Source organism: Bradyrhizobium sp. T-1 (assembly GCF_053592855.1).
On sequence record NZ_CM132115.1, the window covers coordinates 7,019,431 to 7,036,435 of the forward strand.

Below are 17,005 nucleotides of genomic sequence, written 5' to 3' on the forward strand. Positions count from 1 at the left end.
CCTCAAGGTAACGGTGAAGGATTTAGATGCGTGGAAAGACGCTTACCCAAATCGGTGCTGATACCGGTCCACCGACAGCGCACTCACGTCCACATCCGGCTTCTTGCCCGACAGCATGTCCGCGAGCACGCGCCCCGATCCGCAGGACATGGTCCAGCCGAGCGTGCCGTGGCCGGTGTTGAGGTGGAGGTTGGCGTAGCGCGTCGGGCCGATCACGGGCGGGCCGTCCGGCGTCATCGGACGCAGGCCGCTCCAGAACGTCGCCCTGGAGAGATCGCCTCCGCGCGGGAACAGATCGGTCAGGGAGTGATCGAGCGTGGCGCGGCGTGCATTGTAAAGCTTGGTCGAGAAACCCGAGATTTCCGCGGTGCCGCCGACGCGGATGCGATTGCCGAGGCGGGTGATCGCGACCTTGTAGCTCTCGTCCATCACGGTCGATTCCGGGGCGCCGGAGGCGTCCTTGATCGGCACCGTGATCGAATAGCCCTTCACCGGATAGACCGGCAGCGAGATGCCGAGCGGCGCGGCCATTCGCGACGAATAGCTGCCGAGTGCGAGAACATAGCTGTCGGCCTGCAACAGCCCGGCACTCGTCGCGACGCCGCTGACGCGCGTGCCGTCGGTAACGATGCGATCGATGCCGGTGTTGAACATGAAGCGCACGCCGAGCGCCTGGGCATGCTTGGCCAGTGCCTGCGTGAACATGTGGCAGTCGCCGGTCTCGTCCTGCGGCAGGCGAAGTCCGCCGGCGAACTTTTCCTTCACGCCGCCGAGCGCCGGCTCGACCGCGATGCAGCCTTCCCGGCTCAGCACCTCGAATGGCACGCCATATTGCTTGAGCACGGCGATGTCCTCGCCGGTGCCGTCGAGCTGCGCCTGGTAGCGAAACAGTTGCAGCGTGCCCTGCGCGCGTTCGTCATATTGAATGCCGATGTCGCGGCGCAGAGCACGCAGGCAATCGCGGCTGTATTCCGCAATCGGAATCATCCGGCTCTTGTTGACCGCGTAGCGCGCGCTGGTGCAGTTGCGCAGCATCTTGAGCAGCCAGACCCACATCACCGGATCGATGTTCGGCCGGATCACCAGCGGGCCGTGCTTCATCAAGAGCCACTTGACCGCTTTCACCGGCACGCCAGGGCCGGCCCATGGCGAAGAGTAGCCGGGCGACACTTCGCCGGCATTGGCAAAAGAGGTCTCCAGTGCCGGTTCGGGCTGACGGTCGACGACCGTCACCTCATGGCCGGCACGGGCGAGGTAGTAGGCAGAGGTGACACCAATGACACCGCTGCCGAGGATCAAGACTTTCACGCTTCGTCAAACTCCCGCGGCATCACGCCGCTGCAAGATAGGGCCCTGCAGCGGCGAGAGCAATTATCAAGCCACCTTCTTGATGGCGTCGCCGAGGATCGAGACCATCTGGTCGATATGGCTCTTCTCGACGATGAGCGGAGGCGACATCGCGAAGCTGTCTCCACTCATGCGCAGGTAAAGGCCCGTGTTGAAGCAATCGACCATGACGTCATAGCCGCGGGCGCCGACGGCGCCGTCACGCGGTGCCAGCTCGACCGCGCCCATCAGGCCGCAATTGCGGATGTCGACGACGTTCGGCAGGCCCTTGAGCGAATGCAGCGCATCGCGCCAGTATTCGGCGATCGAAGCGCCGCGCGTGAGCAGTCCTTCGTCCTTATAGATGTCGAGCGTGGCGATACCGGCGGCGCAGGCGGTCGGATGCGCCGAATAGGTGTAGCCGTGGAACAGCTCCATCTGGTTTTCCGGGCCGACCATCATGCCGTCATGCACCTTGCGGCTGGCGAACACCGCACCGCAGGGAATGGTGCCGTTGGTGATGCCCTTGGCCGTCGTCATCAGGTCCGGCGTGACGCCGAAGAAATTGGCGGCGAACGGCGTGCCGAGACGACCGAAGCCGGTGATGACCTCGTCGAAGATCAGCAAGATGCCGTGCTTGTCGCAGATCTGGCGCAGCCGCTGCAGATAGCCCTTCGGCGGCGGCAGCACTGCGGTCGAGCCCGGCACCGGCTCGACGATGACGGCGGCAATCGTCTCGGCGCCATGTAGACCAACCAGACGCTCGAGATCGTCAGCAAGCTCGGCGCCGTGCTCCGGCTGATCCTTGGCGAAGGCGTTACGGGAGAGATCATGGGTGTGGCGGATGTGATCGACGCCAGGAAGCAACGTCGCAAAGGCGCGACGGTTGGCGACCATGCCGCCGACCGAAGTACCGCCGAAGCCGACGCCGTGATAGCCGCGCTCGCGGCCGATCAGGCGGGTGCGGCTCGACTGGCCGGTGGCGCGATGATAGGCGAGCGCGATCTTCAGGGCAGTGTCGACCGATTCAGAGCCGGAGTTGGTGAAGAAGATGCGGTCGAGGCCCTTCGGCGCGATCTCTGCGAGACGCTCGGCGAAATCGAACGCCAGCGGGTGCCCCATCTGGAAGGTCGGCGCGAAATCCAGCGTCATCAGCTGCCGCTCGACTGCCGCGGCGATCTGCTTGCGGCCGTGGCCGGCATTGACGCACCATAGGCCAGCAGAGCCATCGATCACCTTGCGTCCGTCGACAGTGGTATAGTGCATGCCCTCGGCCGAGGAGAACAGGCGCGGCGCCTTCTTGAACTGCCGGTTGGCCGTGAACGGCATCCAGAACGAGTCGGTCTTGATAGTGTTCGGAATCTGATGAAGGGTCACGGGCCGCGCTCCTTTGCTGACCGCCTAGCAGAGCCACGGCCTCGATCGCGCAACAAGTCCTTTTCTGATGACCTGCAAGCCATTGATTTTACTAGGGCAGACGGTCCATATTTGCGCGATCCGCAACACCTGAAACAGGGGCCAGAGGCATGAGCGTCGACATCGGTGGACGGCTGCGATTCATCCGGGCGCGCCACAAGCTGTCGCAACGCGAGCTCGCCAAGCGCGCCGGGGTCACCAATTCGACGATCTCGCTGATCGAATCCAACCAGATGAACCCGTCGGTCGGCGCGCTCAAGCGCATCCTCGATGGCATCCCGATGGGGCTCGCCGAGTTCTTCGCGCTGGAGCCCGAGTCGAGGCGCAAGATCTTCTACCGCGCGGAAGAACTGACCGAGGTCGGCAAGAAGCCGATCTCCTATCGGCAGGTCGGTGACAATCTGTTCGGCCGCAGCCTGCAGATCTTGAAGGAGCGTTACGAGCCCGGCAGCGACACCGGGCGCGTGCATCTCGTCCATGACGGCGAGGAAGGCGGTATCGTCATCTCGGGCAAGCTCGAGGTCACCGTCGAGGATGAGCGGCGCATTCTCAATCCCGGCGATGCCTATTACTTCGAAAGCCGCCGACCACATCGCTTCCGCTGCGTCGGCGGCAAGCCGTGCGAAGTGATCTCGGCCTGCACCCCGCCGACATTCTGAAGCGCGGCTGCGACATCCGCAATCATACGGAGCACCGGCGTCCTACTGTGCTTGAGCCAGCTCAATTTCTGCGGGCCAGACCGCTAATATATTACGAATCGTAGCCGAGCAGCCTGCCTTAGAGGTGTTGAGGTTATGGCCCCGGGCTCCTAGGCACTCCGGGGCCGCTCCGTCATAGAGCTCGCAGATGAAGATTACGCTCGCCAATGCCGAAGCCGCGCTCGACGAAGTTCGGCGCGATGCCGACAAGCTGCACTCGCGCGAGTTGCGCAAGGCTATCGAAGCATACATCGAAAAGCAGAGAGCGCAGATCAAGGCTCTCCGCCGGATGATGAACTGACCTTGTCACCAGCGCGGGCGCGACGCCCCGCGACCTCCTGAACCGGAGCGACGCGGCAGGCGACCAAGGAACAGATCCGAGTTTGCTTCGACCAAGAGCTGCCCATGTCCGCACTAGTGCGCCTCGCGCTGCTTGCAGCCGCGCTGCTGAGTCCCGCCACCGCCAACGCGATGGATGATTTCCTGCGCGCCAGCAGCGATGGGCCGATGGCAATGGCGCTCTGCGCGCGGAACTCTGACGGCAGCAAGATCGAAGGCACAAGCAAATTTTGCAAGGGAGCCGGCTACGACAAGCTGGTCGCCGCGATCGATGGAACCTTTGCGGCTACGGTGGCAAAGGCCCCGGCCAACATCCGGCCCCTGCTCAAGCGCGATCAGGCCTGGTTCAACGAGATGGTCCAGGAGGCCGCCTATACCGTGGAGGAGGCCGACGAGGCCGAGCTGCGCGAGAACCTGGCCGACACGCTCCGCAAGCGCGCCGCCGTGCTCGACGACTTCGCGCGCGGTTTCGGGCGCGGTGGCCTGACCGGCGCCTGGGCCAACGCGCTCGGCGAAGTTAACGTCACTGCGGTCGAGGCAGGCGCCTATCGCCTCGATGCGGAGTTGAACTCCGACTACGGCAACGACAAGCATTGGCGCTGCAAGCTCAAGACGACAGTGAAGCCGCGTCCGGACGGCTGGCTCAGCGGCATCACGACACCAGCGCAACCATCCGATGGCGCCGCGAAACCTGCCGATCCCGTCTCGATCAAGTTGCGACGCCAGGGCGACACCTTGCGCGTCGTGCTCCTTGCAACCGAAGAAAAATGGTCTTCGTTCAATGATCCGGACTGCGATCGCCTCGGCCAGGTGACCGGCACCTATTTCGCGCGCGCCAGCCGCGATGGGACCGACAAGACCGACACCGGCTTCGTGACGCCGACCTTCGACTGCGCACGACCGGAGACGGCCACCGACGAGGAAATCTGCGCCGACCCGGATCTGGCGACGAATGACCAGCGGCTGAACCGCGCATGGAAAGCGCTGCTGCCGCGCCTGGACGACGCAACACGGCGCGCGCTGACAGACGACCAGCGCCACTGGGTGAGCAGCCAGGCCCTGCAATATCCTGAATTCCTGCATCCGGCGTGGGAGAAGCAGACCTCGGCGATGCACTACACGGTGTTCGGACGCGATCGCCTCAACGGCCTGCAACGTGAACGCATCGCGCTGCTTGAAGGTTTTGACGACAAGCGCGTCGGTCTCGCCGGAACCTGGCTGGCCTACAATGCCATCCTCAAGATTACCGTCGACAAGGACGGCTCACTCGATGCCCAGGGCTGGAAATGGTCGCAGGCCGATTGGAAAGGCGGCTGCGACTACGAGATGAGCGGCAAGGTCCAGGCCGGCGCGTTCCGCGCGAGCGACCAGGGCAAGAACCCCGATACGCTCGAACGCGACCACGCCACGCTCATCGTCAACCGGCTCGACGACGCCTTTGCCGGGAAGCGTGAAGGCAAGACCGAAAATGACGACGAGGCGAAATGCAAGCGCAACATCACGATTTCCTCGACGGCACGGCTGTTTCCGGCCAAGCCGTCGGAAGATATCGATAATCCGCGCGGTTCGATACGCTGAGTAGCAAGCGGCTCAAACCCCTGTCAGCAGCTCCTCGATCCTGATCGGGAAACGGCGCACCCGCACGCCGGTCGCATGCCAGACCGCGTTCGCAACCGCGCCGGCACTGCCGGTGATGCCGATCTCGCCGACGCCCTTGATACCCAGCGCATTCACGTGAGGATCATGCTCCTCGACCGTGATCACGTCGAGCGGCGGCACGTCGGCATTCACGGGGATGTGGTACTCGCCGAGATTGGCATTCATGATCCGGCCGCTGCGACGGTCCGTAATCGCCTCCTCGTGCAGCGCAAAGGACATTCCCCAGATCATGCCGCCAAACAGCTGGCTCTTAACCAGGTGCGGATTGACGATGCGCCCGGCGGCGAAGGCTCCGACCATGCGGATGACCCGGACTTGCCCGAGTTCGGGATCGACCTTGACCTCCGCGAACACTGCGCCGTGGGCGTGCATGGCATACTCGTCCATCGCCGCAGGGTTCGGCGCGCCGGTGCCGCGTGCCTCAACCTCGGCCACGCCCGCACGGGCGAGGATCTCGGTGTAGGTCTCGCTGCGGCTGCCATCATCGCGCCGGATCAACCGGCCGTCGCGCGCGATCACCCCGGCATTGCCGGCGCCGAACAGCGGCGAGCGCTCGTCATTGGTAGCGAGATCGGCAAGCTTCGCGATCACGGCGGCGCCGGCGCTGTGGATCGCAGCACCCGCGGTCGCCGTGTGCGCGGAGCCGCCGGCGATGCCTGCATCCGGAAGGTCGGACGTGCCCGCCTTGAACGTGACCCGATCGATGTCGAGACCGACGGCATCGGCTGCGATCTGGGCGAGCGCGGTCCATGCGCCCTGCCCCATGTCGTGCGCGCCGATCTCCATGCTGCCGGTGCCGTCACGTCGGATCGCGGCGCGTGCTTCGGCCTGGAACATCAGCGCCGGAAAGGTCGCCGTGCCCATGCCCCAGCCGACCAGATGGCCGGAATCGTCGCGCATCTGCCGCGGCTCGAGCGAGCGCTTCGCCCAGCCGAAACGCTCCGCGCCTTGATCGTAGCAGGCGCGCAGCGCTTTCGAGGAGAACGGCTTTCCGGTGATCGGCTCGACTTCAGCATAGTTTTGCAAACGGAAGGCGACCGGATCCATGCCGCAGGCCCACGCCATCTCGTCTATCGCACTTTCCAGTGCAATCGATCCTGTCGCCTCGCCGGGCGCACGCATGAACAGCGGCGTGCCGGTGTTGACGCGCACGGCATCGTGCGACGTGCGGATCGCGCGCGCCGCGTAGAGCGTGTGCGACGCATCGGCAGCGGGCTCGTAGAAGTCGTCGAACATGCTCGACACGGTCCGCGCGTGATGATCGAGCGCGGTCAGACGCCCCTCGGCGTCGGCGCCGATGCGCAAGCGCTGACGCGTCGGCGCCCGATGGCCGACCGGGCCATACATCTGCTCCCGCCGCAGCACGAGCTTCACGGGCTTGCCGACCAGCTTGGCAGCCATGATGCCGAGGGTCGGCGGACCGGACATCAGTCCCTTGGAGCCGAAGCCGCCGCCGAGGAACGGACTGCGGATGTGGATCTTGTCGGGCGCGATGCCGAACAGTTCGGCGATGCGCCCGAGCGACAGCATCAAGCCCTGGGTCGGCATGTCGACCGACAAATGGTCACCGTCCCAGTGGGCGACGATCGCATGCGGCTCCATAGCATTGTGATATTGCGGCGGGGTCTCGTAGATCGCATCAATCTGCTTGTCGGCCCTGGCAAGACCCGCCTCGACATCGCCGCGGTGATTTTCCGCGGGATTGCCGACGCCGACGACCGGAGGCACAAAACTTTCGCCGGCATCGAGGCCAACGAGCGCAGGCAACGTCTCATAGCGCGGTGCCAGCAGCACCGCGCCTTCCGTCGCGGCCTCCAGCGTTTCCGCGATCACGACGGCGATCGGCTGGTTGGCGTAACGGACCTCGCTGCTCTGCAAGACCTCCATCCGGAACACGAAAGGATTGGTCTTGATCTCCGGATCTACCGCAAGCTGCGGCTTGTGGTCCGGCGTCATGACATCGACGACGCCGGGATGACGCTTGGCGGCGGCGATATCGAGCGAGGTCACTCGGCCACGCGCGATGCTGGATACAGCAATGACCGCGAACAGCATGCCGGGCGGATGATTGTCGGCGGCATAGGTCGCCTGCCCTTTGACTTTGAGCACGCCGTCGCGGCGGGTCAGCGGCTGGCCGATGCTTGAGCCGTGACGGAGATGGGCAGGAGCGCTGGTAAGATTGAGCTCAGGCATGGATAGCTCCAGACGGCGCGAAGGGAGAGGCCGGCAGCGCGGGGATGCGCGCGGGGGTACCGGCTGCGGCAAGTGTCAGCGCCCGCACGACGATGCGACGTGCCAGCTCGATCTTGTAAGCGTTGTCACCGGACGGCTTGGCATCAGCGAGCGCGCGCCAGGCGGCTTCCTGGAAAGCATCAACCGTTGGCGCGACGCCTCTGAGAACATCTTCCGCAGCCCGGGCGCGCCACGGCTTTGCGGCAACGCCGCCAAGCGCAAGCCGCGCTTCCGCGACCTTACCGTTCTCGATCCGCAACGCAGCCGCGGCGGAGACGATGGCGAAGGCGTAGGACGTCCGCTCGCGGACCTTGAGATAGCGTGCATGCGCGGCAAAGCCGGGTGCGGCAGCCGGCAGACGCACCGCGACGATCAGATCGCCGGGCTCCAGCGCGGATTCACGCTCGGGCGTATTGGCGGGCAGGCGATGCAGGTCGTCGAGCGCGATTTCACGACGACCGCCTCTACCTTCGATCTCGACGACGGCGTCGAGCGCCACCAATGGTACGCAGAAGTCGGACGGATGCGTGGCAATGCAGCTCTCGCTCCAACCGAGTACGGCATGCGCCCGGTTCTCACCTTCGCGGGCGTCGCAGCCGCTCCCGGCCTCGCGCTTGTTGCAGCGGCTGGCGGTGTCGTAGAAGTACGCGCAACGCGTTCGCTGCAGGAGGTTGCCGCCAACGGTCGCGGCATTGCGCAACTGCGCCGACGCGCCGGAGAGCAGCGCTTCGGCAACGACCGGATAGGCCTTCGCGAACTCCACGTCATGCGCAAGGTCGGCATTGCTGACGAGCGCGCCGATGCGCAACGACCCATCGGCGAGGCGCTCGATCCGGTCGAGCCCATCGAGATGGGTGACATCGACCAGCCGATCCGGCCGGCTGACGTTGCCTTTCATGAGATCGAGCAGATTGGTGCCGGCGGCAAGATACATAGTGCCCGGCTGGGCGGCGGCAGCAACGGCTTCAGCGACCGTGGCGGGCCTGACGTAATCGAACTGTTTCATGCGGAGCGCCTCTGGTTGGATTCGTCGGCACCGGCCTGCGCCTCGAGCACGGCATCGACGATGCCGGCATAGGCGCCGCAACGGCAGAGATTGCCGCTCATGCATTCGCGGATACGCTCGGGATCGTTGCCGGCCTGGGCTTCGTTCATCATGCCGATCGCGCTCATGATCTGGCCTGGCGTGCAGAAGCCACACTGGAAGCCGTCATGGGCGATGAAGGCGGCCTGCACGGGATGAAGCTGGTCGCCGCGCGCAACGCCTTCGATGGTGAGGATGTCGGCTCCGTCATGGCTGATGGCGAGCGCGAGGCAGGAATTGATGCGCTTGCCGTCAACGAGAATGGTGCAGGCGCCGCACTGACCGCGGTCGCAGCCCTTCTTGGTTCCGGTGAGATGAAGGCGCTCACGCAAGAGATCGAGCAGCGTGACGCGGGGATCGTCGAGGACGAAGTCGCGCCGTGCACCGTTCACGGTGAGGCTGATGGAGTGGTTCATACAAGGCTCCGATCAGATATGGACATGGCTCATCGCCCGGCGCGCCACCGCCGTGGCCGCCGTCGATATCGCGCCGCCGAACGGGGTCCGGGTCGGCACATGGGCGAAGATACGGAGGCTCCCTCCGCTTAACAAGGGCTGCCGAAAAATATTTGGAATTCGTCAAAAGCCCGTGTGCAGACAACGCGATGCGGCCGTCCAAGGGTTCAATCTAACCAATTCGTGATCTACATTGCCGGCATGGACGACCACACCGACCAGACCCGAAAGCCCCGCGCCGATGCCGTGCGTAACCGCGAGCGCGTGCTCGAGGCGGCCAAGGCCGTATTCAACGCGGGCGGCCCGGAGGCAAGCCTGGAGGCCGTGGCCAAACGCGCCGGCGTCGGCATCGGCACGCTCTATCGGCATTTTCCGACGCGCGAGGATCTGTTCGAAGCGGTCTACCGGCGCGAGGTCGAACAGCTCAGCGAGCTTGCCGAGCAGCTGAAGAACGCCAAGGACCCGGTCGATGCGCTCAGGCGCTGGCTGCGGTCAGGTGTCGAATTTGTCGCCACCAAGAAGGGCATGGTGGCAGCCCTGGCACTCGCAGTGCAGAGCGGATCCGAGCTGTATGCCTTCTCATTTGAGCGCCTGACCAAGGCGATTGGCTCGCTGCTTGATCGCGCAGCCGCGGCCGGCGCGATGCGCGCCGACATCAGTCCCGAGGACTTGCTGCGCGCGTTCTTCGGCATGTGCTACATGCACGATCAGCCCGGCTGGCAGTCCTCGGTGCTGCGGATGCTCGACGTGTTCGTAGACGGATTGCGCGTACAGCCGGCCGGCAAGACCAAGGCACGCGCGGCCAAGCCTGCAAAACCGGCCGTGAAACGGAAGCGATAGCACGCCCGTATTTACTCATGGTCATGCTAGGATCAGTATCGCCGGCACATCAACGCGGAGCCTGTCATGCGCATCGCAGTTTTGGTCGTCGCTCTCACTGTTGGCTTCAGCTCCCTCGCCGCACGCGCTGACGATGTCACGTCGGCGCAAGGCGTGATCCGCGCCCAGGAGCAAGCCTTCGTCCGTGACGATGCCACAGCCGCCTATTCCTATGCCGCTCCGGCGATCAAGCAGATCTTCCCGGCGCCCGACATCTTCATGTCGATGGTGCAAAACGGCTACGCACCCGTCTATCGCCACAGGAGTTTTGAGTTCGGCGACAGCAAGACTGAAGGCAGCTCGGTTGCCCAGCGCGTTCACATCGTCGATGCCAATGGCGAAGCCTGGGAAGCGCTCTACACGCTCGAGCAGCAGGCAGATGGCAGCTACAAGATCACAGGCTGCTCGCTGCTGAAGGCAGGACAGGCGGTTTAGGTTGCCTCAAAGCATAGGGAGACCACGGTCGCGATGGCGCCCAACGTGATGGCCGTGTCGGCGACGTTGAAAATGGCGAACGACCAGGCCTGGTAGGAGAGGTGGACGAAGTCGATCACCGAGCCGATGCGGGCGCGGTCCAGCATGTTGCCAAGTGCGCCGCCAATGATCAGGGCCAGCCCCGTTGCCAGGATCGGCTGGCGCGGCGGTACACGGCGGAGCCACCAGCCTAGCAGTCCGCACGCAAGAAGCGACAGACCAACCAAGGGCCAGCGCTGGGCATCGCCGGCGAACCGCAGGAAGCTGAACGAGACGCCCTTGTTGTAGGACAGCAGGAAGTCGATGGATGGCAGTGCGGTGGACGACAACACGAGCACTGGGCGATCCGGCTCCAGCCAGCCGACGACGAACTGCTTGGTGCTCTGGTCCAGCAGCGCAACAGCAACGATCAGCCAAATCCGGCGGTGTGACGGCGTCCGCGGCATGGTCAAGATGTTCCGGGTTGCATCGATACGGACTCGCACCGACGGGAGGCGCACTTCAGGTCGCGAAGCCAGCCCCTGCCCTGGTCGCGTTCATGCGCGAGCGGATCAGCAACGTCAAGACGATGCCGATATTGAGCGCGTTCCAGGCCACGCCGTTTGCGAAGGCCGCTGCATAGGAGCCGGAGGCATCGAAGATGACGCCGGAGACCCAGCCACCGAAGGACATACCGAACACGGAGGCGAAGATCACGACGCCGACGCGGGTTGCGGCTTCGCTGGCCGGCATCGCCTCGCGCACGATGATGGCATAGCTCGGCACGATGCCGCCCTGGAACAGGCCGAACATCGCGGAGATGAGATACAGCGACGTGAGGCTGTCGAAGAAAAGATAGAAAACCAGTGCGAAACCCTGCGCCACGGCCCCGATCAGCAATGTCGGGATGCCGCCGATCTTGTCGGCCAGGTAGCCTGAGCCAATGCGGCTGACGATGCCGCAGGCCATCATAAGCGACAGCATCTCGGCGCCGCGCGCCACGCCGTAGCCGAGGTCGCCGCAATAGGCGACGATATGCACCTGCGGCATCGCCATGGCGACACAGCAGGAGATGCTGGCGATCGAGAGCAGCACCGTCAGCGTGTTGGTCGATAGTTTGAGATCGACCCGTGGCGGCGGCGCATTGGCGTGATTGCGAACCTTGTCGTCGCCCATCTGCACACGCAGGACCAGTACCAGGATCGACATCAGGACCACGCAGACGAAGGCGATGCCGATATGGGTGTAGCGCCAGCCGATCTTGTCCATGCCCGCGCTGACGATCGGCGGCCACATCGTGCCGGCGACGTAATTGCCGCTCGCGACGATGGTCACGGCGAGCCCGCGATAGCGCTCGAACCAGTGCGAGGCCTCGGCCATCAATGGCGCAAAGGTCGCCGACGTGCCGAGCCCGATCAGGAAGTAGGCCGCCACGAACTGCCAGAGCTGGGTCGATAGTCCTGCCAGCGTATTGGCGACGCCGAGAAAGGCGATGCTGATCGCCATGGCCGGCACAATGCCAAATTTGTCGGTGATCTTGCCGGCAATGACGCCGCCGAGCCCGAAGCCGAACATCATCAGCGTGAAGGCCAACGACACCGCGCCGCGCGTGGCGGCAAATTCGGCCTGTACGACGGGGATCACGACGACAACCGCCCACATGCCGACGGCGCCGATCGAGCCGATCACCAGCGCGAGCAGGAGTCGCACCCAGGCCTGACGGGAGTCTGGGGAGAAGGAGGCCGGTCTCTGTCCTGGATGATTTGGTGCGTGCACGGCGCGGAACATGTTCGCGGATCGCCTCGCGGTCAAGCACCCTGCTGCGATAATGGGCATGCGCGGTGCACTGCGGTAAGAAGGAGCTTGGCGAAACGCTGCTTTGCCATTAGTTTGCAATCTGCGTGTGCAACAATGCCGCGCGGAGAGCTTGCTGTCGGAATGTTGCTGCAATTGACGCGATCGATGCGGATCAGGGTGGGGCGCTTCGTTGCGCTGGCCTATCTGTTCTGCGTGCTCGCGCCGGCAGCAGCACTCGCCTGGGGCAGCGGCCCCGCACCGTGCCTTGGCGACGATGTCGTGCCGGCGAATCACATGCACGCGAACATGCCGCATGACCACGCCGGGATGCATCATACGCATCACCAAGCGGCCGCGCAGGACACCCCCAGTCCGCAGCATCACGACGGCAAGGGGCACGTTGGCCCATGCTGCGCAATGATGTGTGTCAGCGCGCTGCCGGCTGATCTGCCGAGCGTTGCAAAGCCGCTGCAGCCCATCTCCGCCTGTGCGCCCGAGATCGTGATCAGCCTGCACAGCGCGGCGCCGCCCCAGCACTACCGCCCTCCCATCGCCTGATCTGACGCAACGACGCCAGGACTTGCGCGCATCTGCGCGCGCAAGCCTGTGGTCTCAAGACAGATCAAGGATGACTCATGCGGACCCTTTCCAGGGCGAAGTCTGCCGTCGCATCTGCGGCGCGTGGACGACACTTTCGATTTTGTCGGCCACTGCTGGCCACGATTGCGCTGGCGTTGTCCGGCTGCATGCCGGCAACCCCTCAAGTGACCACCGCCGATCCTGCCGATCCGGCGGCGAAGGTCGCGCCTGTCGGCTATCGCTCGACCGTCACGCCTTATACGAGCCTGCGGCCCGCGGCGCCGGCGCCATGGCGCGAGCGCAACGACGCCGTTGTGCCGCAGCCGAAGCAAGATCGATAGGAGCGCGCCATGGCAAAGCATTTTGCGCGGGGCCTGTTCGTTCTCGTGGCGCTCGGCCTGTCCGGTTGCGCCGGGTTCTCGCCCGACACCGGCATGACGGTGGTCTCAGATTTGACGAGCCAGACCATCAACAAGGACGTCGCCTTCGTGCGAACGGCCGACGGAGCCGGCGTGATCGATGCGCGCGTTCGCCAGTTGCTGTCACGGACGCTGACCGCAGAGAGCGCCGTGCAGGTCGCGCTGCTCAACAACAAGGGGCTGCAAGCGGCCTATAACGAGCTGGCGCTGGCCGAGACCGATCTGGTCGAGCAGAGCCTGCCGCCCAATCCGGTGTTCTCGATCTCGCGCATCTCGGGCAATGGCGCCAGCGAAATCGAACGGCAGGTGGTCGGCGATATCCTGGCGCTGGCCACGCTGCCGTTCCGATCCGAGATCGCGCGCGATCGCTTCCGCCAGGCGCAATTGCGCGCGGCGCTAGCGACGCTGCGGCTCGCCGCCGATGTGCGGCGCACTTTCGTCCGCGCGGTCGCCGGAAACGAAATGGTGGCCCTGCTGACGGATGCAAAGGCGACGGCGGAATCGACGGCGCAACTCGCGGTCAAGCTCGGCGAGACCGGCTCGGTGAACAAGCTCGATCAGGCCCGCGAGCAGGTGTTTTACGCCGAGACCACTGCCGATCTCGCCGCCGCGCGCCAAGCGGCGACCAGTGCGCGCGAAAAGCTGGCGCGACTGATGGGTCTTTGGGACGACGGTCTCGACTTCCGCCTGCCCAACGCATTGCCGCCGCTGCCACGCCGGCCGCAGGCCCTGCCCTCGATCGAGGCCGATGCCGTCGCGCACCGCATCGACCTGCAGATCGCGCGGCTGGAGCTGACCGCCCTGGCAAAGTCGCTGAACCTCACCGAGGCGACGCGCTTCGTGACGCTGCTCGACCTCGCCGGCATCTCTCGCCGGACCCAGGATCCTGAAGGCACCCCGTTCCGCGAGCGCGGTTTCGACGTGCAGTTCCAGATCCCGATCTTCGACGGCGGCGAGGTGCGGGCCCGGCAGACAGCGGAGACCTACAACCTCGCCTTCAACCGCCTGACCGAGCGTGCCGTGAACGTCCGTTCGGAGGCTCGCGATGCCTACCGTGTCTATCGCTCCACCTACGACATCGCGAGCCACTACCAGCGCGAGATCATCCCGTTGCGAAAGATCATCACCGAGGAGATGCAGTTGCGCTTCTCCAGCATGCAGGTCGACATCTTCGCGCTCCTGACCGAGGCACGGCAGCGCCTCGCCTCGCTGCGCGGTGCGATCGACGCCCGGCAAAACTTCTTCCTCGCCCAATCCGAGCTGCAGACTGCCGTCAATGGCGGCGGCGCGCCTGTTTCCGGCGGCGACAATCCGACCAACATCGCCGCGGCAGCACCTGCCGATGGCGGTCACTGACATGGAGATAAGCATGTTTTCCCGTCGAGGATTTTTGGGGACCGCCGCGCTCGTCAGCGCCTCAGCCGTCAGCGGTCGCGTGCAGGCAGCATCGATTCCGGAGGCGCCGCATATGGACAAGGCCGTGATGCAGCCGCCGCTGCACCCGGCAAGCGGTCCAGACTACCGCCCCGTCGTCACCCTGAATGGCTGGACGCTGCCGTTCCGCATGAACGGCGACTGGAAGGAATTCCATCTCGTCGCCGAGCCCGTGGTGCGCGAATTCGCCGAAGGCATGAAGGTGAATCTATGGGGCTACAACGGCCAGTCGCCGGGCCCGACCATCGAGGCCGTCGAGGGCGACAAGGTCCGCATCTTCGTCACCAACCGCCTGCCCGAATACACCACCGTGCATTGGCACGGCATGATCATTCCGAGCGGCATGGACGGTGTCGGCGGGTTGACCCAGCCGCACATCCAGCCCGGCAAGACCTTCGTCTACGAGTTCGAGATGAAGAAGAGCGGGACCTTCATGTACCACCCCCATTCCGACGAAATGGTGCAGATGGCGATGGGGATGATGGGCATGGTTATCGTGCACCCGCGCGATCCGAACTTCAGGCCCGTCGACCGCGACTTCGTCTTCGTGATGAGCACCTACCGCATCGATCCCGGCACGTATCTGCCCCGGGTCAACGAGATGACCGATTTCAACATGTGGACCTGGAATGCACGGGTGTTCCCCGGCATCGATCCGCTGCCAGTGCGGCTCGGCGACAAGGTGCGCGTGCGCATCGGCAATCTCAGCATGACCAACCATCCGATCCATCTGCATGGCCACAGCTTCGCCGTGACCTGCACCGACGGTGGCTGGATTCCGGAGAGCGCCCAATATCCGGAGACGACGACCGACGTTCCTGTCGGCGCGGTCCGTGTGTTCGACGTCCTCGCCGACAATCCCGGCGACTGGGCATTCCACTGCCACAAATCGCACCACACCATGAATGCGATGGGCCACGACATGCGCAACATGATCGGCGTGTCGCGCAAGGATCTCGCCAAGGCCGTCGGCAAGCTCGCGCCCGACGCCATGGTGATGGGGCAATCAGGCATGGCGATGGGCAACATGGAGATGCCCGCGCCCGACAACACGCTGCCGATGATGAGCGGCGCCGGCCAGTTCGGTCCGATCGAGATGGGTGGCATGTTCACGGTGATGAAGATCCGCGAGGACCTCGCGCGCGGCGATTACCGCGATCCCGGCCCCTATCAATTCCCGAAAGGTACCGTCGCCTACGAGGTCGCCTCGCCCGCGACGGAGCCTGCGCGGCAGCCGGCCGCACCGGCGCACAAAATGAAGATGTGAGCGTTTCGATGAACCACCAACTGGAGAATAAGATGAAAACGACGATCAAACTTGCCTTCGCGCTGGCTGCGCTTTCGATCGCGCCTGCGCTCGCGCACGAGGGACACGACCATCACGGCTTCTCGGCCGGCGAACCCGGCGATCCCAACAAGCCCGCTCGCACCATCGAGATCGCGTTGAGCGAGATGGCCTATGAGCCGTCGGCCGTCACGGTCAAGCGCGGCGAGCAGATCCGCTTCGTGCTGCGCAATGTCGGCAGGGAGGATCACGAATTCCTGCTCGCCACCACAAAGGAGAATCTCGCGCATGCCGAGGTGATGAAGAAGCACCCGCATATGGAGCACGACGATCCGAACGGGGTGCGGCTGGCGCCGAACAAGACGGCCGAGATCGTCTGGAAGTTCACCAAGGCCGGCACCTTCGAATTTTCCTGCCTGATCCCGGACCATCGCGACTACGGCATGGTCGGCCACGTCACCGTGAAATAGCAATGGAGACTCTCATGAACCACATCATCCGCATCACGACCGCGCTGGTGCTGACCGTCGGCGTTGCCACTAATGCGCTGGCAGCCGGGGGCGCCTCGATCAGTGGCGAGGTCAAGAAGATCGACGAGGGCGCCGGCAAGATCACGCTCAAGCACGGCCCCGCCAAGAGCCTCGGCATGGATGAGCCCATGACCATGGTCTACCGTGTCAAGGACCCTGCTCTCCTCAAGCAGGTCAAGGTCGGCGACAAGGTGAGCTTCGAGGCCGAAGAGGCGGCTTCGGGCTACACAGTGACGAAGCTGGAGAAGGCGAAGTAGGCGGATTGCCAGCCACGCCGTCATTCCGGGATGGTCCGAAGGACCAGACCTCAGGCGCGCAATTGCGCACCGGGGGATCTCGAGATTCCGGGTTCGATGCTGCGCATCGCCCCGGCATGACCAGGAGCCCCCCGAAACACCCCGGTCCGCCCCTCCCAGCCCC

General features: G+C 64.7%; 18 protein-coding genes. 11 read left to right on the forward strand and 7 right to left on the reverse strand.

The window, feature by feature from the left end; all coding sequences use genetic code 11:
• Positions 1-42: 42 nt before the first annotated feature.
• Both ACWAT4_RS33495 and aptA read right to left on the reverse strand, forming a co-directional pair.
• Positions 43-1,308, reverse strand: coding sequence for a D-amino acid dehydrogenase (locus tag ACWAT4_RS33495; protein WP_449729106.1), 1,266 nt, complete (start codon positions 1,306-1,308; stop codon positions 43-45).
• 66 nt (positions 1,309-1,374) lie between these two features.
• On the reverse strand, positions 1,375-2,703 hold the full coding sequence (aptA, locus tag ACWAT4_RS33500; RefSeq protein WP_212299996.1) for an omega-aminotransferase AptA: 1,329 nt from the start codon (positions 2,701-2,703) through the stop codon (positions 1,375-1,377).
• 149 nt (positions 2,704-2,852) lie between these two features.
• Between aptA and ACWAT4_RS33505 the strand changes: the two genes are divergently transcribed.
• From ACWAT4_RS33505 to ACWAT4_RS33515, 3 genes are all read left to right on the forward strand, one after another.
• Positions 2,853-3,401 carry a cupin domain-containing protein gene (locus ACWAT4_RS33505; RefSeq protein WP_018646206.1) on the forward strand — a complete coding sequence of 183 codons (549 nt, stop codon included), beginning with the start codon at positions 2,853-2,855 and terminating at the stop codon, positions 3,399-3,401.
• 187 nt (positions 3,402-3,588) lie between these two features.
• Positions 3,589-3,741: a hypothetical protein gene (locus ACWAT4_RS33510; RefSeq protein ID WP_212299997.1), complete on the forward strand. Its 153-nt coding sequence runs from the start codon at positions 3,589-3,591 to the stop codon at positions 3,739-3,741.
• Positions 3,742-3,845: 104 nt separating this feature from the next.
• Positions 3,846-5,357 carry a lysozyme inhibitor LprI family protein gene (locus ACWAT4_RS33515; RefSeq protein WP_449729107.1) on the forward strand — a complete coding sequence of 504 codons (1,512 nt, stop codon included), beginning with the start codon at positions 3,846-3,848 and terminating at the stop codon, positions 5,355-5,357.
• A 12-nt stretch (positions 5,358-5,369) separates the two neighbouring features.
• Here ACWAT4_RS33515 and ACWAT4_RS33520 read toward each other — a convergent pair whose 3' ends face one another.
• From ACWAT4_RS33520 to ACWAT4_RS33530, 3 genes are read right to left on the reverse strand one after another with little or no spacing between them, the layout of a single operon-like run.
• On the reverse strand, positions 5,370-7,631 hold the full coding sequence (locus ACWAT4_RS33520; RefSeq protein WP_449729108.1) for a xanthine dehydrogenase family protein molybdopterin-binding subunit: 2,262 nt from the start codon (positions 7,629-7,631) through the stop codon (positions 5,370-5,372).
• Positions 7,624-8,676 carry an FAD binding domain-containing protein gene (locus ACWAT4_RS33525; RefSeq protein WP_212446042.1) on the reverse strand — a complete coding sequence of 351 codons (1,053 nt, stop codon included), beginning with the start codon at positions 8,674-8,676 and terminating at the stop codon, positions 7,624-7,626. The genes ACWAT4_RS33520 and ACWAT4_RS33525 overlap by 8 nt, the downstream gene beginning before the upstream one ends.
• Positions 8,673-9,170 (reverse strand): (2Fe-2S)-binding protein, encoded by a 498-nt coding sequence (locus ACWAT4_RS33530; RefSeq protein WP_212300002.1) that lies wholly within the window; start codon positions 9,168-9,170, stop codon positions 8,673-8,675. Before ACWAT4_RS33530 ends, ACWAT4_RS33525 begins: the two co-directional genes overlap by 4 nt.
• Before the next feature lie 240 nt (positions 9,171-9,410).
• On the opposite strand from ACWAT4_RS33530, the gene ACWAT4_RS33535 reads away from it, so the two are divergent.
• Positions 9,411-10,049 (forward strand): TetR/AcrR family transcriptional regulator, encoded by a 639-nt coding sequence (locus ACWAT4_RS33535; RefSeq protein ID WP_212300294.1) that lies wholly within the window; start codon positions 9,411-9,413, stop codon positions 10,047-10,049.
• A 66-nt stretch (positions 10,050-10,115) separates the two neighbouring features.
• The gene (locus ACWAT4_RS33540; RefSeq protein WP_212300003.1) at positions 10,116-10,523 is read left to right on the forward strand and encodes a DUF4864 domain-containing protein; all 408 of its coding nucleotides are present in this window, start codon (positions 10,116-10,118) and stop codon (positions 10,521-10,523) included.
• Here the strand turns inward: ACWAT4_RS33540 and lspA are convergent.
• Both lspA and ACWAT4_RS33550 read right to left on the reverse strand, forming a co-directional pair.
• Positions 10,520-11,008 (reverse strand): signal peptidase II, encoded by a 489-nt coding sequence (gene lspA / locus ACWAT4_RS33545; RefSeq protein WP_449729109.1) that lies wholly within the window; start codon positions 11,006-11,008, stop codon positions 10,520-10,522. The two genes, ACWAT4_RS33540 and lspA, sit on opposite strands and share 4 nt — an antisense overlap.
• A 55-nt stretch (positions 11,009-11,063) precedes the next feature.
• Positions 11,064-12,329, reverse strand: a complete 1,266-nt coding sequence (locus tag ACWAT4_RS33550) for an MFS transporter (protein ID WP_449729110.1) — start codon at positions 12,327-12,329, stop codon at positions 11,064-11,066.
• A gap of 150 nt (positions 12,330-12,479) precedes the next feature.
• Here ACWAT4_RS33550 and ACWAT4_RS33555 point away from each other — a divergent pair, with 150 nt between their 5' ends.
• The 6 genes from ACWAT4_RS33555 to ACWAT4_RS33580 all read left to right on the forward strand — a co-directional run bounded on the left by ACWAT4_RS33555 (position 12,480) and on the right by ACWAT4_RS33580 (position 16,842).
• Complete coding sequence (locus ACWAT4_RS33555; protein WP_212300006.1) at positions 12,480-12,896, forward strand: hypothetical protein; 417 nt, start codon at positions 12,480-12,482, stop codon at positions 12,894-12,896.
• A 77-nt stretch (positions 12,897-12,973) separates the two neighbouring features.
• A complete protein-coding gene (locus ACWAT4_RS33560) occupies positions 12,974-13,258 on the forward strand; it encodes a hypothetical protein (RefSeq protein ID WP_449729111.1) in 285 nt (94 codons plus the stop codon).
• 9 nt (positions 13,259-13,267) lie between these two features.
• Complete coding sequence (locus ACWAT4_RS33565; RefSeq protein ID WP_449729112.1) at positions 13,268-14,692, forward strand: TolC family protein; 1,425 nt, start codon at positions 13,268-13,270, stop codon at positions 14,690-14,692.
• 13 nt (positions 14,693-14,705) lie between these two features.
• Entirely contained in the window at positions 14,706-16,037 is a 1,332-nt protein-coding gene (locus ACWAT4_RS33570; RefSeq protein ID WP_212300009.1) for a multicopper oxidase family protein, read from the forward strand.
• Positions 16,038-16,069: 32 nt separating this feature from the next.
• Positions 16,070-16,525: a cupredoxin domain-containing protein gene (locus ACWAT4_RS33575; RefSeq protein WP_449729113.1), complete on the forward strand. Its 456-nt coding sequence runs from the start codon at positions 16,070-16,072 to the stop codon at positions 16,523-16,525.
• 14 nt (positions 16,526-16,539) lie between these two features.
• Positions 16,540-16,842: a copper-binding protein gene (locus ACWAT4_RS33580; protein WP_212300011.1), complete on the forward strand. Its 303-nt coding sequence runs from the start codon at positions 16,540-16,542 to the stop codon at positions 16,840-16,842.
• The last annotated feature ends 163 nt before the right edge of the window (positions 16,843-17,005 follow it).